This is a genomic window from Nocardioides marmorisolisilvae (genome assembly GCF_003725775.1).
GTDB classification, from domain to species: Bacteria; Actinomycetota; Actinomycetes; order Propionibacteriales; family Nocardioidaceae; genus Marmoricola; species Marmoricola marmorisolisilvae.
In genome coordinates, this window is record NZ_RJSG01000006.1 from 38,465 (window position 1) to 52,893 (window position 14,429).

11 protein-coding genes and 2 riboswitches are annotated in these 14,429 nt (G+C 71.9%); of the genes, 5 read left to right on the top strand and 6 right to left on the bottom strand.

Annotated elements, in window-relative coordinates:
- Position 1: 1 nt before the first annotated feature.
- From cobF to EFL95_RS18185, 4 genes are all read right to left on the bottom strand, one after another.
- A complete protein-coding gene (gene cobF, locus EFL95_RS18170; protein ID WP_123235535.1) occupies positions 2–736 on the bottom strand; it encodes a precorrin-6A synthase (deacetylating) in 735 nt (244 codons plus the stop codon).
- Positions 729–4,358 carry a cobaltochelatase subunit CobN gene (gene cobN, locus EFL95_RS18175; protein WP_123235536.1) on the bottom strand — a complete coding sequence of 1,210 codons (3,630 nt, stop codon included), beginning with the start codon at positions 4,356–4,358 and terminating at the stop codon, positions 729–731. Before cobN ends, cobF begins: the two co-directional genes overlap by 8 nt.
- Positions 4,359–4,392: 34 nt before the next feature.
- Positions 4,393–4,551, bottom strand: a riboswitch (cobalamin riboswitch).
- The gene (locus tag EFL95_RS18180) at positions 4,549–5,124 is read right to left on the bottom strand and encodes a GNAT family N-acetyltransferase (protein WP_123235537.1); all 576 of its coding nucleotides are present in this window, start codon (positions 5,122–5,124) and stop codon (positions 4,549–4,551) included. It overlaps the preceding riboswitch by 3 nt.
- Entirely contained in the window at positions 5,125–5,835 is a 711-nt protein-coding gene (locus EFL95_RS18185) for a (2Fe-2S) ferredoxin domain-containing protein (protein ID WP_221176500.1), read from the bottom strand.
- 113 nt (positions 5,836–5,948) lie between these two features.
- Here EFL95_RS18185 and EFL95_RS18190 point away from each other — a divergent pair, with 113 nt between their 5' ends.
- From EFL95_RS18190 to EFL95_RS18210, 5 genes are all read left to right on the top strand, one after another.
- A complete protein-coding gene (locus tag EFL95_RS18190) occupies positions 5,949–8,354 on the top strand; it encodes a hypothetical protein (protein ID WP_123235538.1) in 2,406 nt (801 codons plus the stop codon).
- 18 nt (positions 8,355–8,372) lie between these two features.
- The gene (locus EFL95_RS18195; RefSeq protein WP_183407259.1) at positions 8,373–9,209 is read left to right on the top strand and encodes a nitrite reductase; all 837 of its coding nucleotides are present in this window, start codon (positions 8,373–8,375) and stop codon (positions 9,207–9,209) included.
- A riboswitch (cobalamin riboswitch) is annotated at positions 9,191–9,373 on the top strand. Its footprint overlaps the gene before it by 19 nt.
- 10 nt (positions 9,374–9,383) lie before the next feature.
- The gene (locus tag EFL95_RS18200) at positions 9,384–10,046 is read left to right on the top strand and encodes a precorrin-8X methylmutase (protein WP_123235539.1); all 663 of its coding nucleotides are present in this window, start codon (positions 9,384–9,386) and stop codon (positions 10,044–10,046) included.
- A complete protein-coding gene (locus tag EFL95_RS18205; RefSeq protein ID WP_123235540.1) occupies positions 10,043–11,587 on the top strand; it encodes a precorrin-2 C(20)-methyltransferase in 1,545 nt (514 codons plus the stop codon). The genes EFL95_RS18200 and EFL95_RS18205 overlap by 4 nt, the downstream gene beginning before the upstream one ends.
- Before the next feature lie 41 nt (positions 11,588–11,628).
- Entirely contained in the window at positions 11,629–12,375 is a 747-nt protein-coding gene (locus tag EFL95_RS18210; protein WP_123235541.1) for a DUF2470 domain-containing protein, read from the top strand.
- 59 nt (positions 12,376–12,434) lie between these two features.
- Here the strand turns inward: EFL95_RS18210 and cobM are convergent, their stop codons facing one another.
- Complete coding sequence (cobM, locus tag EFL95_RS18215) at positions 12,435–13,211, bottom strand: precorrin-4 C(11)-methyltransferase (RefSeq protein ID WP_123235542.1); 777 nt, start codon at positions 13,209–13,211, stop codon at positions 12,435–12,437.
- Positions 13,208–14,428 (bottom strand): precorrin-6y C5,15-methyltransferase (decarboxylating) subunit CbiE, encoded by a 1,221-nt coding sequence (cbiE, locus tag EFL95_RS18220; protein ID WP_123235543.1) that lies wholly within the window; start codon positions 14,426–14,428, stop codon positions 13,208–13,210. Before cbiE ends, cobM begins: the two co-directional genes overlap by 4 nt.
- Between the last annotated feature and the right edge of the window lies 1 nt (position 14,429).

Consider the following 14,429-nt stretch of genomic DNA (forward strand, 5'->3'; position numbering starts at 1 on the left):
TTCAGGCCCGACGCAGCAGGTAGGTGTCCATCACCCAGCCAGCAGCTGCCGCGGCTGTCCGCTCGCTCTCCAGCTGCTCGGCCACCGCGTCGAGTCGGCCGTGGACCAACCGCTGCGAGGGAGTGCCGAGGTTCGCACCCCACCAGATCTGCCACTCCTGCGGGTCCTCGAGCTCCAGGCACGACAGCCGGCCGTCGAGCATCACCACCAGGTTCTCGTGCCCCGCGGCGACGTCGCCCGCCAGCCGACGCCCGGTGGTGATCAGCACCGGGCGACCGATCGGGTGCAGCACGATGCCGTGCGCCGCGGCGAGCAGCTGGGGCGAGGACAGGCCGGGGATCACGTCGTACGGGACGCCGAGCGCCTCGACGACCCGGATCGTCGAGTCGTAGAGCGACGGGTCGCCCCAGACAAGGAAACCCACGGGTCCGGGTCGGGCGTCGAGCACCTCCCGGTACGCCGCGACGCGTGCCGCGTGCCAGTCCCGCACCGCGCCGTCGTAGTCGGACTGCTTCTCGACGTGCGCAGCGTCCCGGTCGCGCTCGGGATCGGCCACGGCGACCAGCTCGACGCCGTACCGGTCGCAGAGCTCCTGCCGTACGGCGAGCAGCGGGTCGTCCGCGCCCTTGGACGCCGCGACGACGTAGGCGACCGAGCTGAGCGCGTCGGCCGCCTCGCTGGTCAGGTGGTCGGGGTGGCCGGAGCCGATCCCGATGATCCGCACGACGTCAGCCATGGCGATCCTCGAGATCACCCTCCACCTCGAGGTAGACGGCCTGCAGCTGACCCAACAGCTCGGGGTCGGGCTCCTCCCAGAGCCCGCGCTCGGCGGCCTCGTGCAGCCGCTCGACGATGCCGCGCAGCGCCCACGGGTTGGCGTCCTTGAGGAACTGCTGGTTGGTCTCGTCCAGGACGTACTCCTGGGCGAGCTTCTCGTACATCCAGTCGTGCACCACGCCGGCCGTGGCGTCGAACCCGTAGAGGTAGTCGACGGTCGCGGCCAGCTCGAAGGCGCCCTTGTAGCCGTGCCGCTGCATCGCCGCGATCCACCGCGGGTTCACGACGCGGGCCCGGAAGACGCGGGCGGTCTCCTCGGACAGGGTCCGCGTCCGGACCGCGTCCCGAGTGGTGGAGTCGCCGACGTAGGCGCGCGGTGCCGTGCCGGTCAGCGCGCGGACCGTGGCGACCATCCCGCCGTGGAACTGGAAGTAGTCGTCGGAGTCGGCGATGTCGTGCTCGCGGGTGTCGATGTTCTTGGCCGCCACCGAGATCCGCCGGTAGTTGCTGCGCAGGTCCTCGGCCGCGCTGACGCCATCCAGGCCGCGCCCGTAGGCGTAGCCACCCCACTGCGTGTAGACCTCGGCCAGGTCGTTGTCGTCACGCCAGTTGCCGGCCTCGATCACCTGGAGGATGCCGGCTCCGTAGCTGCCCGGCTTCGACCCGAAGATCCGGGTGGTCGCTCGTCGCTCGTCGCCGTGCTCGGCCAGGTCCGCCTGGGCGTGCGCCCGCACGTAGTTGCGCTCGTGCGGCTCGTCGGCCTCCGCTGCCAGCCGGACCGCGTCGTCGAGCATCGCGACCACGTGCGGGAAGGCGTCCCGGAAGAAGCCCGAGATCCGGACGGTCACGTCGATCCGCGGGCGGCCGAGCTCGGTCAGGTCGACCAGCTCCAGGCCGTTGACCCGGCGCGAGGCCTCGTCCCAGCTGGGTCGGACGCCGAGCAGCGCCAGCACCTCGGCGACGTCGTCACCGCTGGTGCGCATCGCGCTGGTGCCCCAGGCCGAGAGGCCGACCGAGCGCGGGTACTCGCCGGTGTCGGCGAGGTGCCGCTCGAGCAGCGAGTCCGCCATCGCCACACCGGTCTCCCAGGCGAGCCGCGAGGGCACCGCCTTCGGGTCGACGGTGTAGAAGTTCCGACCGGTCGGCAGCACGTTCACCAGGCCACGCAGCGGCGAGCCGCTCGGACCAGCCGGGACGTAACCGCCCTCGAGCGCGTGCAGCACGGCGTCGAGCTCGTCGGTGGTCCGGCGCAGCCGCGGCACGACCTCGGTGGCCGCGAAGGTCAGCACCCGGCGTACCTCAGGGTCGTCGTGCAGACCGTCGACGGCCCCGGGGTCCCAGCCCGCGTCCTCGAGCTGCTGGACCAGCGCCCGGGCTCGTTCCTCGACGTCGTCGACCTCGGCGGTCGAACCGTCCTTCAACCCCAGCGCCGTCCGCAGCCCCGGCACCGCGGCGTGCTCACCGCCCCAGATCTGCGTCGCCCGCAGGATCGCCAGCACCAGGTTGACCCGAGCCTCACCCTCCGGCGCCTGGCCCAGCACGTGCAGGCCGTCGCGGATCTGCGCGTCCTTGACCTCGCACAACCAGCCGTCGACGTGCAGCAGGAAGTCGTCGAACTCCTCGTCGTCGGGCCGTTCGTCCAGGCCGAGGTCGCGGTGCATCTGGGCGGCCTGCATCAGCGTCCAGATCTGCGCGCGCAGGGCCGGCAGCTTGGCCGGGTCCATCGCGGCGACGTTGCCGTACTCGTCGAGCAGCTGCTCGAGCCGGGCGATGTCTCCGTAGGACTCGGCCCTCGCCATCGGCGGGACCAGGTGGTCGACGATCGTGGCGTGTGCACGCCGCTTGGCCTGCGCGCCCTCGCCCGGGTCGTTGACCAGGAACGGGTAGATCAGCGGCAGGTCGGCGATCGCAGCGTCGGTCGCGCACGACGCGGACAGCGCTGCGTTCTTACCGGGCAGCCATTCCATCGAGCCGTGCTTGCCGAGGTGCACGACGGCATGCGCGCCCCAACCCCCATTCTTGGCAGGTGCCGCGACCCACCGGTACGCCGCCAGGTAGTGGTGGCTGGGCGCCATGTCGGGGTCGTGGTAGATCGCGACCGGGTTCTCGCCGAACCCGCGCGGCGGCTGGATGAGCAGCACCACGTTGCCGGCGCGCAGGGTGGCCAGCACGATCTCGCCGGAGTCGTTGACGAACAGCGAACCCGGCGCCGGACCCCACGCCGCGGCGATGTCCTCGCGCAGGTCCTGCGGCAGGTCGGCCGTCCAGCGGGTGTAGTCGTCGACCCCGATCCGGACGTGGGAGTCGGTGAGCTGCGCGTTGGTCAGCCACTCCTCGTCCTGGCCGCCGGCCGCGATCAGCGCGTGGATGAGGCCGTTGCCGGCCTCGGTGTCGTCCTCGAGGTCGAGGAAACGGGTGATCTCGCCGCCCGGCTCACCGAGGTCGTAGCCGTCCTCGCGCAGCCGGCGCAGCAGCCGGATCGCGGAGACGGGGGTGTCCAGGCCGACCGCGTTGCCGACCCGGCTGTGCTTGGTCGGGTACGCCGAGAGCATCAGCGCGACCTTGCGCTCCGACGGGGCGAGCCGGCGCAACCGTGCGTGACCGACGGCGATACCGGCCACCCGGGCGCAGCGCTCGGGGTCGGCGACGTAGTGCGGGAGTCCGTCCGGATCGATCTCCTTGAACGAGAACGGCACGGTGATGATCCGGCCGTCGAACTCCGGGATCGCGATCTGGTTGGCCGAGTCCAGCGGGGTGACGCCGTCGTCGCTCGCCGCCCACTCCTCGCGGCTGGAGGTGAGGCACAGGCCTTGCAGCACGGGGATGTCGAGGGCCTTGATCCGCTCGACGTCCCAGCCCTCGTCGTCACCACCGGCACTCGCGCTGGACGGCACGCTGCCGCCGGCGGCCAGCACGGTCACGATCAGGGCGTCCAGGTTGCCCAGCTCCTCGAACAGGTCGTCCGGAGCGGACCGCAGGCTGCCGGCGAAGACCGGCAGGCCGACCGCCTCGCCGGTCGCGTCGATCGCGTCCGCCAGCGCGTGCGCGAACCCCGCGTTGCCACTGGTCTCGTGAGCTCGGTAGAAGAGCACGCCGATGCGCGCGAGCTCGGGCTGGTCGAAGGTGGTTGCCACCGCGCCGCTCGGCGCCGGGCGTTCGCTCCAGCCCCACTCCGGCACCACCACCGGCGGCTCGAAGACCTCACCGGTGAGCAGCACCGTGTCCGAGCAGAACGCGTGCAGGTTCGTCAGGTTCGCCGGTCCGCCCTGGGCCAGGTAGGCGTGCGCTTGGGCGGCGATGCCGACCGGAACCGTGGACATCTCCATCAGCGAGGCGTCCGGCGCCTGCTCCCCGCCGAGCACGATGACCGGGATCTCCAGGCCGAGGACGACGTCGAAGCCGTCCTGCCACGAGCGCGGCGTCCCGAGCAGTCGGACGATGACGAGGTCGACGCCGGTCAGCAGCGCCTCGAGCGCCTGAACCTCGAGCCGGGCCGGGTTCGCCAGCAGGTAGTCCGCACCGCAGGCACGGGCACTGAGCAGATCGGTGTCGGACGTGGACAGCAGCGCGATGCGGGCCATCGGACGGAGCCTCCTGAGGGGTTCTCGCCCCTCGTAGAAAGGTGGGTCCGTGGACAGTGTCTGACTCCACCCCCGGCAGAAAGGTGCGGCGGTCGCAGTCGCGACCGACTGGACCCCCAGCCGAAAGTGTCACAGTGGCGGAACCGTCTCGGACTTGCACCGAGTTCCTGGTCCCACGGACGTGGAGCGGTCAGCCTACTTCTGCCCGCCACTCCTCAGCGAGGAGGGCGTAGAACATGCCGTCCATCCACGCACCCGAGCGGTGCAGCGAGTCCTTCACGTTGTAGGCCTCGCGCCGCATCCCGAGCCGCTCCATGATCCGCCAGGACGGCTCGTTGTCGGCGAAGCACTGGGCGACGAGGCGCCGCAGCCCGAGGTCCTCGAAGCCGATCCGGATCAGCTCGGCCGCGGACTCGGTCCCGTAGCCCCGGCCCTGCACCGACGGATCGAGGCACCACCCGATCTCGGCCTGGGTGTCCTTGGCCTGGTCCTGGACCTCGCCCTGGGCCCACGGGCTCTCGACCCGGACCATCAGGTCTCCGACGAGCCGGCCGTCGGCCTCGACGATCAGCGTGCTCGCGAGCCGGTCGACCTCGGTCGACTTGGCCACGAACGCGTCGAGGTCCTTCGAGGCGTCGGTCATCCACATCCCGACGGGGTCCAGCCGGCGGTACTGCCAGATCGGCTCGAGGTCCGCCTCAACGGCGAGCCGGATCGAGAGGCGGGCGGTCTGCTTGGGCCAGGTCAGGTCGGCGAGGGTCGGCACTCAGCGATCATCGCCGACCAGCGACCTGCGGGGCAGCCGCTTTTCCGCCAGCGGCTCACCTCCGAGGAGGTGCTCGGTCACGATCCGCTCCGCGGTGGCCGGATCCACACCGCCGTACCAGACGTCGTCGGGCTGGACGCTGACCACCGGCGCCTGGTTGCAGGGGAACTGGCAGCCGGTGTGGGTCACCAGCACGTCGTCGTCACCCAGTCCCGCGCGCATCAGCGCCAGGACCAGGGCCTCGGCCGAGGCGTCCGCGCCGAGTGCCGAACAGCGCGGGCCCCGGCAGAGGAGGACCTGGTGGCGGTGGTCCGGCACGTCCTCCCACGCTGGGGAGGTGAGTCCGGCCTCGTTCCCGGTCAACGGGCGCAGCACGTCGCGGGCGAGCTCGAGGTCGGCGAGCGACGTACCGGAGGCGAGGGCGGTGGCGACCTCGACGGCCGGGGCCCCGGGGCCGCGCTCACGCCACCACGCGGCCGCGATCCGGCGCAGCCACGACGCCGCCGGCGCCATCGAGCCGAGGCTGACCCCGACCAGGACGATCCTGCGGTGCCCCTCGTCGGCGAGCCGGGTGAGCTCACGGGAGAGGCTGGGATCGGCGAGCTGGAGGAACGCCAGCGAGCCTCCTGCGGCTCGCGCGGACGCGGCCAGCTCGTCGCGTGCGGAGACCTCGCGCGACGACATGCCCACCACGACCAAGACCTCGTCCATGGTCCGAGATACTCCTTTCGCCATACTTAAAAGAGCAAACCTGCCGTGTGGAGCCGCCTGGCACGGGAAGATCAGTACTTGAACAACACGCAGGCCATGATGCTAGGGATCCGATGAAACGACTGCTCGCGGGAATCGTTCTCGCCGTCCTGGTGATCCTCGGCCTGCCGTGGGTCGCCTCCGCCGGACAGAACGACCCCTACTTCAGCGTCCCGTCGACGAGCTACTCGGGCCAGCCGAGCAAGTTCAGCGTCCGGATCATCAACAACGTCGAGAACAGCACGCTCTCCGCGAGCGTCAGCGGCGCCGCCAGCGGCTCGATGAGCTGCGTCTCCGCCGGTGCGATCGGCGGACTGGGTCCGTACAAGTGCACCCTGGGCGGCAGCTACCGGCTGAACCCGGGAACGCTGACCGTGACGGCCCGCTCGACCAAGAGCGGCAAGACGGTCGGCTCGACGACGCACAGCGCCACGGTCTCGAGCCGGTTCGGGATCTCGGGCCACACCAACCCGACCGAGGGTGACACCTTCTCGGTCAGCGGTCGCTACGACCACATCTCCGGGCAGAGCGACTTCAGCGTGCACGCGCGGGTCAGCGGCTCCGGCGGCACGGTCGCCGGGCAGTCGAGCACCTCGTGCAGCGCCTCGAACGGCTCGTACCGGTGCTCGCTGAAGTCCGCCAAGGGCAGCGGCAGCTCCTACACCGTCACCGTCACCGAGTCGCGCGGCGGCTTCTCGCGCAGCGCCTCGACCGGCGTCAGCGTGGCCGTCACCAGCGCCCCCCAGACCCCGGTGATCACCAGCGCCTCGAGCTACGACACCAAGAACGTGCCCACCTCGGTCTTCGGGACCGCCGGCCGGGCGGGGCTGCGCATCGAGGTCGCGGTCGACTCCGGCACCAGCTTCGCCTCGCCGACGAGCACCTGCACCTCGTCGGGTGCCAACGGCTTCTGGACCTGCTCGCTGCCCAAGCTCACCGTCGGCAAGCACACCATCGCGGCCCGGTCGATCGACCCGACCGACCCGACGAAGATCTCGCCGGTCGCGTTCCAGACCACGACGATCGTCAAGAAGGCCGGTCACAAGCCCAAGCCGACCGCGACGCCCACGCCGACCGCCACCGAGTCCCCGGTGGCCGAGCCGCCGGTCGTCCAGGTCCCGCCCGTGGTCACCCCGCCCGTGGTCAAGAAGGCGTTCGACGGACTGTCCCACCAGTTCTCCGAGCTGCTCGCGCTGCTCATCCTGGCGCTCGCGGTCACCGCACTGGCCCGCCCGGGCACCGTCTCGGCGGCCACCGGCGGGCGATCGGTCACCTTCGCCGACGAGAACGACGCGATCGCCGGCTTCGAGCTGTCCCAGCGCCGCGGCATCGGCATCGGCGACAACTCCCCGAGCTGGCGCGCCTTCGGCCACGACGCGACCGACTACTGGAGCCGGACGATGCCCGGCCTCCTCAACCGGTACAGCCCGTTCCTGGCGCGGCTGTCCGTGGACGGCATCGACCTGCGCGCTGCGTTCGGGGCGCTCTGGTGGCTGTTCCCGTTCACCGGCGCCGCCCTCGGCCTGGTCGCGATCAACCAGGTCAGCGGCCCGGCGCTCGCCCCGAAGGTCGGGGTCCTGGTCGGCGTGATGGTGATCTCCGCCTTCGACGCCTTCGCCGGCTTCGTGGCCTCGGTCGTCTTCGGCGTCCTGCTGCTCGGGGACGTGCTCACCGACAAGCACACGGCGCTCACCGTGCTCGCGGTCGGCTTCCTGTGGACCTCGCTGCCACTGGTCGCGACCTCGATCCGTCCGTTCCGCCGACCCGGCGTGCTGTCGCTGCGCTACGGCTGGGACCGCGTTGCCGACCTGCTGATCACCTCGCTGCTGTGCGGGTGGATCGCGCAGAAGATCGCGCAGTCGATGGACCTCTTCGCCGGTCGCGACACCGGCATCCCCGCACACGCGAACGCGATCGGCCTCGCCGCCGTCGCCGCGATCGCAGTCCGGGTCCTGTTCTCCCAGGCGGTCGAGGTCTGGTGGCCCGAGCGGCTGCGGCAGACCGAGGTCCAGGAGGACCTGCCCGAGACCGCGCTGTGGGCGGTGCTCGGCGGCATGTTCGTCCGGGTCTTCGTCTTCGCCTTCCTGGGCCACGCCTTCATCGGTGGTTGCTGGCAGTGGTACCTGGGCGTGCTGCTGTTCGCGTTGCCGGACCTGCTGCTGCTGGCCCGCGACTACTTCGGGCTGGCCTGGCAGGTGAAGGTCCCGCTGCCGGTCGGCGTGACGCACATCTTCCTGGTGGTCGTGGCCTGCACCCTGCTCGTCGCGTTCTCGGTCTCCAGCACGGACAGCCAGAGCGCTGCGTTGCGCTGGGCGTTCCTCGCGGCGGCGCTGGTCCCGGCCGGCCTGGCCGCGGCCCGGGTGTTCCGCGACGACGAGGACGGCGAGCAGCACGAGGGCTCCAGCTGGGACATGCAGCTGGCCGGTGCCGGCATCCTGCTGACCACGGTGATCCTGGCCGTGCACGGGTGGAACTTCTAGGTCGGCAACAATGGCCGGGTGCCTGACGCCCCGACCGCCCGCACCCGCGGCGACCTCTGCCCCGGTGTGCTGCGACCCTGGCCCGCCGAGGACGGCGGCCTGGTCCGGCTGCGCCTGATCGGCGGCGCGCTGGAGTCGGAGCAGCTGCAGGCGTTGAGCGGGGTCGCGGCCCGGTACGGCGACGGCGACGTGCACCTGACCGCCCGCGCGAACCTCCAGGTGCGCGGACTTCCTCTCGTGGACGGGCACCTGGCGGGCGAGGTCGTGGACGCCTTGGTCGCGACCGGACTGCTCCCGCACCCGACCCACGAGCTGGTCCGCAACGTGATGCTCTCGCCGTTGAGCGGGGTCAACGGCGGAGTCGCGGACCTGCGCGACCTGGCCCGTGCGTACGACGAGCTGGTCTGCGCCGACCCGATCCTCGCGGGGCTGCCCGGCCGGTTCCTCACGGTGCTGGACGACGGCCGCGGTGACCTCCAGGCCCGCACCCTCGACCTGGGAGCGATGGCTGTCAGCGAGTCCGAGGTCCAGCTGCGCGCGGGCTCGGCCGGGTGGGGGGACGTGGTCGATCTGGATGCGGCCCCCGCGCGGCTGGTCGCACTGGCACACGAGTTCCTGGACCGCCGCGGCGCGGGCGACGCTGCCGCCTGGCACGTCGACGAGCTGGACCAGCCGCTGCTGGACGGCAGCCGCGACGTCCGGACGCTGCGCAACGCCGGGCCGCTCCCGTACGGGCCGTTCGACGGCGGTGTCCACGTCGAGGTGCCGGACGGGGTGCTCACGCCGACGCTGACCGACGCGCTCGAGGGACACCTGGTGGTCACCCCGTGGAACGGCGTCGTCGTCACCGCTTAGGGTGCTGCTGATCCGCGGCGCAGGAACCCGGTGCAAGTCCGGGGCGGTTCCGCCACTGTGACGCTGCCGATGGTTGAGGTGCGGTCGTTCTGCGACCGCCTCGAAACCCAGCGAAGTCAGACACTGACGCGGGTCAGAACATCCCCCTGACGGGCGAGAACCCCGAGGAGTGTCATGGACCTGGTGCGACCACCCCGCCGTTACGACTACATCGACGACGGCGCCGCCATCTACGTCGACTCGTTCGCGACGATCCGCCGCGAGACCGGGCTCGCCCACGTGCCGGCCAACGCCGAGAAGGTCGTGGTCCGGATGGTGCACGGCAGCGGCCAGACCGACCTGGCTGCCGACGTCGCGGTCCACCCCGACCTGGTGCCGGCAGCGCGGGCCGCTCTGGAGGCCGGTGCGCCGATCCTCACCGACGCCCACATGGTCGCCTCCGGCATCACCCGCGCACGGCTGCCGAAGGACAACGAGGTGTTCTGCACCCTGCGCGACCGACGGGTCGCGGACCTGGCGACGACCTTCGGCACCACCCGCTCAGCAGCCGCGCTCTCGCTCTGGGGCGACCGTCTCGACGGAGCGGTCGTCGCGATCGGGAACGCTCCCACCGCGCTGTTCCACCTGCTGGAGATGCTTCTCGACGGCGCCCCGCGGCCGGCCGCGATCCTCGGCATCCCGGTCGGGTTCATCGGAGCTGCGGAGTCGAAGCGTGCGCTGGCGACGTTCGCCGACGAGCACGGCATCGACGTGCCGTTCCTGACGGTGCACGGGCGCCGCGGTGGCTCCGCGATCACGGCGTCCGCGATCAACGCGATCGCCCAGGAGCGCGAGTGAGCGGCCGGTTCTACGGCGTCGGCGTCGGCCCCGGCGACCCCGAGCTGACGACGCTGAAGGCGGCCCGCCTGATCGCCGAGGCGGACGTGGTCGCGTACCACTCGGGCGTCGGCAAGGAGTCCAACGCCCGGCGGATCGCGGCCGACCTGATCCCCTCCGACGTCCTCGAGGAGAACCTCGTCTACCCGGTGACCACCGGTCTGACCGAGCACCCGGGCGGGTACGCCGGCGCAATGGCCGCGTTCTACGAGCAGAGTGCCGACCGGCTCGCGGCGCACCTCGAGGCCGGCCGCACCGTGGTGCTGCTCGCCGAGGGCGACCCGCTGTTCTACGGCTCGTACATGTACATGCACGACCGGCTCAGCGAGCGCTTCGAGACCGAGATCGTGCCCGGCGTACCGTCCTTCGCCGCGGCGACCGCGAGCGTGGCGACGCCCCTGGTGCGGCAGACCGACGTCCTGACGATCCTGCCGGGGACGCTGCCCGAGCCGGAGCTCGCCCGCCGCCTGGCCGACACCCAGGGCGCGATCATCATGAAGCTCGGCCGCACCTTCCCGAAGGTGCGCTCCGCCCTGGAGCAGGCCGGACGCCTCGACCACGCCATGTACGTCGAGCGCGCGTCGATGCCGGGACAGCGCTGGCTCCCGGTCGCCGAGGTCGACCCGGAGACCGTGCCGTACTTCTCGCTGATCGTGGTCGCCGGTGACTCCGTCGCTCCCGACCCCACCGGCCGCCGTTCGGTGGTCGAGCAGTCCCCCTTGTTGGTTGAGCCGCGCCCTTTGTTGGTTGAGCCTGTCGAAACCCGCCGAGCTCAGGAGCTGGTCGTCGTGGGTCTCGGTCCCGGACCCGACCGGTGGCTCACCCCGGAGGCCTCCGAGGTCCTGGCCGTCGTCGACCACGTCGTCGGGTACGCCCCGTACGTCGACCGGGTCCCGCAGCGCACCGGCCTGAAGCGGCACTCCTCCGGCAACACCGTCGAGGTCGACCGGGCCCGGTTCGCGCTCGACCTGGCGCTGGCCGGCGAGAAGGTCGCGGTCGTCTCCGGTGGCGATGCCGGCGTCTTCGGGATGGCCTCCGCCGTGTTCGAGGCGGCCGAGGATCCGGCGTACGCGGCGGTTCCGATCCGCGTGGTGCCCGGGGTCAGCGCCGTCCAGGCCGTCGCCGCTCGGGCGGGGGCGCCGATCGGTGGCGACTTCGCGGTGATGAGCCTCTCGGACCGGCTCAAGCCGTGGCCGGTGATCGAGCGGCGCCTGCGGGCGATCGCCGAGGCCGACCTGGTGCTGGCGATCTACAACCCGGCGTCGCGGTCGCGGACCACCCAGGTGGCGGAGGCGCAGAAGGTGCTGCTGGAGACGCGGTCCGCGGACACCCCGGTGATCGTCGGACGCGATGTCGGGCGACCGGGAGAGTCGGTCACGGTCACCACCCTTGCCGAGCTCGAGGCCGACACGATCGACATGAAGTGCCTGCTGATCGTGGGGGCCCGGGGCACCACCACGACCCGCGACGGACGCGTCTGGACCGCCCGCTTCGTGGAGTGACCCCTCTTAGTGAGGCTGATTAGTTAGGTTAGCCTTACCTCATGCGATCCACCACGATCCCCACACTCACGCCGGCCGAGCGCGCCCGGACGATCGTCGCCACCGCCTCGACCTTGCGGGTGCAGGGGGCTTCGATGGGGCTGGACGTGCACCGGCACGGGGTGGTTCCCGACGGCTCGGTCCTCTTCCAGGCGCCGCCCGACCTGGCGGAGTCCCTCGCGGGTCGGACCGCGACCGCTACGGCCGTCGACGTGGCGACCGTCCCCCAGGCCGACCGGATCCGCGGGACCGTGACTCTGGCCGGCCCGGTCCTCGAGGTGGACGACCCGCTGCCCGTCGGCCTCCGGGCCCACCTGACCGGAACGGAGAAGCCGGATGACCGCACGCGGATCGTGCGGTTGGTGCCCGAGCGGATCGGGCTGACCTGGAACTGTGAGCGGCGCTCCGGTGAGCCCCCGTGGGAGCGGGTGAAGATCGCGGACTACCGGGTCGCACACCCGGATCCCCTGCTCAGCTACGAGGCGGAGTGGCTCCCGCACCTGCAGGCCGACCACGGCCAGGTGCTCTCCGCGCTCGCCAGCTACGAGCTCGGGGTGGACCAGGAGCCCGAGGACGTCCGGGCACTGTCGATCGACCGCTACGGCCTGGTGCTCCGCGTCAGCGACCACGGCTGCCGACGGGACCTGAGGATCGCGTTCGACCGACCCGCGTGCTGCGGGTGCGACGTGCGCGAGGCGCTGAGCGCGATGGTCGAGCGCGCGGTCCCGGGAGCCGGCCCGCTCTGCTAGCCAGCCTCGGTGGTTGAGCTCAGTACGTGCTGGTTGAGCTCAGTACTTGCTGGTTGAGCTCAGTACTTGCTGGTTGAGCCTGTCGAAACCTTCGCCGAGCGATCGCGCTCCACGCCGTACAGGTAGGACTCTCCGACCCGGACCGGGTCGAGCACCCGGCCGACCAGGATGACCGCCGCCTGACGCAGCTGCGCTGCCTCGACCTGCTCGGCGATCGTCGCCAGGGTGCCGCGCAGCACCAGCTGCTCGGGCTGGCTCGCCCGGTAGACGACGACCACCGGGCAGTCGGCGCCGTAGTGCTCGATCAGCTCGCTCGCGAGCTCGCCGATCCGGGTGATCGCCAGGTGGAGCACGAGCGTCGCGCCCGTCGCGGCGACGTTCGCGAGTGACTCCGACTCGGGCATCGCGGTCGAGCGCGCCTGCGCACGGGTCAGCACCACCGACTGGCTCAGCAGAGGAACGGTCAGCTCGCGACCCACCACCGCAGCGGCCGCCGCGTACGCCGGCACCCCCGGCGTGACGTCCCACGGCACCCCGGCCGCATCCAGCCGGAAGGCCTGCTCGGCCAGCGCCGAGTAGAGCGACGGGTCGCCGGAGCAGAGCCGGACCACCTCGTGCCCGGCGAGGTGCGCGGTGACCAGCTCGGCGGTGATCTGGTCGAGGGTCAGGTCCGCGGAGTCGACCAGGCGGACGTCCGCGCGGCAGTGCGCCAGCACGTCGCGGTCCAGGTAGGTGCCGGCGTACATCACCACGTCCGCCTCGCCGAGCAGGTTCGCCGCGCGCACGGTGATCAGGTCGGCTGCACCGGGGCCACCTCCGACGAAGTGGATGGTCATGCGTCTCCGATCGTCAGCGCCCACTGGGTGATGGCGCGGGCCGGCGTCCAGCCGGTGAAGGTGCCGATCGGACCGGCGGTCTCGACCTGGAGGCGGGTGAGCTCGCCACCGAGCTCGGCGTACCGGCTCACGAGCAGGGACTCGGTCTGGTGGGTGACTCCGTGCACGACCAGGCGGCCTCCGGGTCGAAGTGCCGCCAGCGCTGCGTCGAGGACGCCGGGGCGGCTGGCTCCGCCACCGATGAAGATCGCATCCGGTGCCGGCAGGTCGTCCAGCGCGTCCGGAGCCGACCCGACGACGACGTCGAGCCGCGGGACACCGAGGGTGCGGGCGTTGCGTCCGATCCGCTCCCCGCGCTCGGGATCCGCCTCGATCGCGACTGCCCGCAGGCTCGGGTGCACGCGGAGCCACTCGATGCCGACCGAGCCCGCACCAGCGCCGACGTCCCACAGCAGCTGGCCCGGCGTCGGCGCCAGGCGCGCCAGGGCCGAGGCGCGCGCGTCGCGCTTGGTGAGCTGACCGTCGTTCTCGAAGGCGTCGTCGGGAAGCCCGGCAGTCCACCCCAGCACCGGTCCGTCGGTGCGGCACTCGATCGCGATCACGTTCAGGTCGGGCGAGTCCCCGGACCAGGTGGCCGCGGTCGCCGCTCGCCGGCTCTCGGTCGCCGCGCCCAGGTCGCCCAGCACCGTCAGCGCGCTGTGGCCGTACCCGGCAGCGGTCACCAGCGCGGCCACCGTCGCGGGAGTCTCGGCGTGCGAGGAGAGCACCAGCAGCCGGTGACCCGGAGCGAGCGCCCGCACGACGGCCGCCGGATCGCGCCCGACCAGGGTGATCACCTCGACGGTCTCGGCGGACCAGCCCAACCGGGCCCGGGCGAGCGCCGGCGAGGAGACCGCCGGCTCGATCCTGACCCGCTCCGCGCCGAGCAGCTCGACCAGGGTGCTGCCGATCCCGGAGACGAGCGGGTCGCCGGAGGCGAGCACCACCACGCTGCAGCCTTCGTACTTCTCGAGCAGGGCGGGCAGGTTCTCGCGTAGCGGCACGGGCCAGGAGACCCGCTGCTGACCGGGTCGGTCGGGAAGCATGTCCAGGTGCCGAGACCCTCCGAGCACGACCTCGGCGCCCAGAATCGCCTGCTGGGCCTGGGGATCGAGGCTCGCCCAGCCGTCGGCACCGATGCCGTAGACGCCCAGGGATCCAGGCAGGGTCGACTCCATG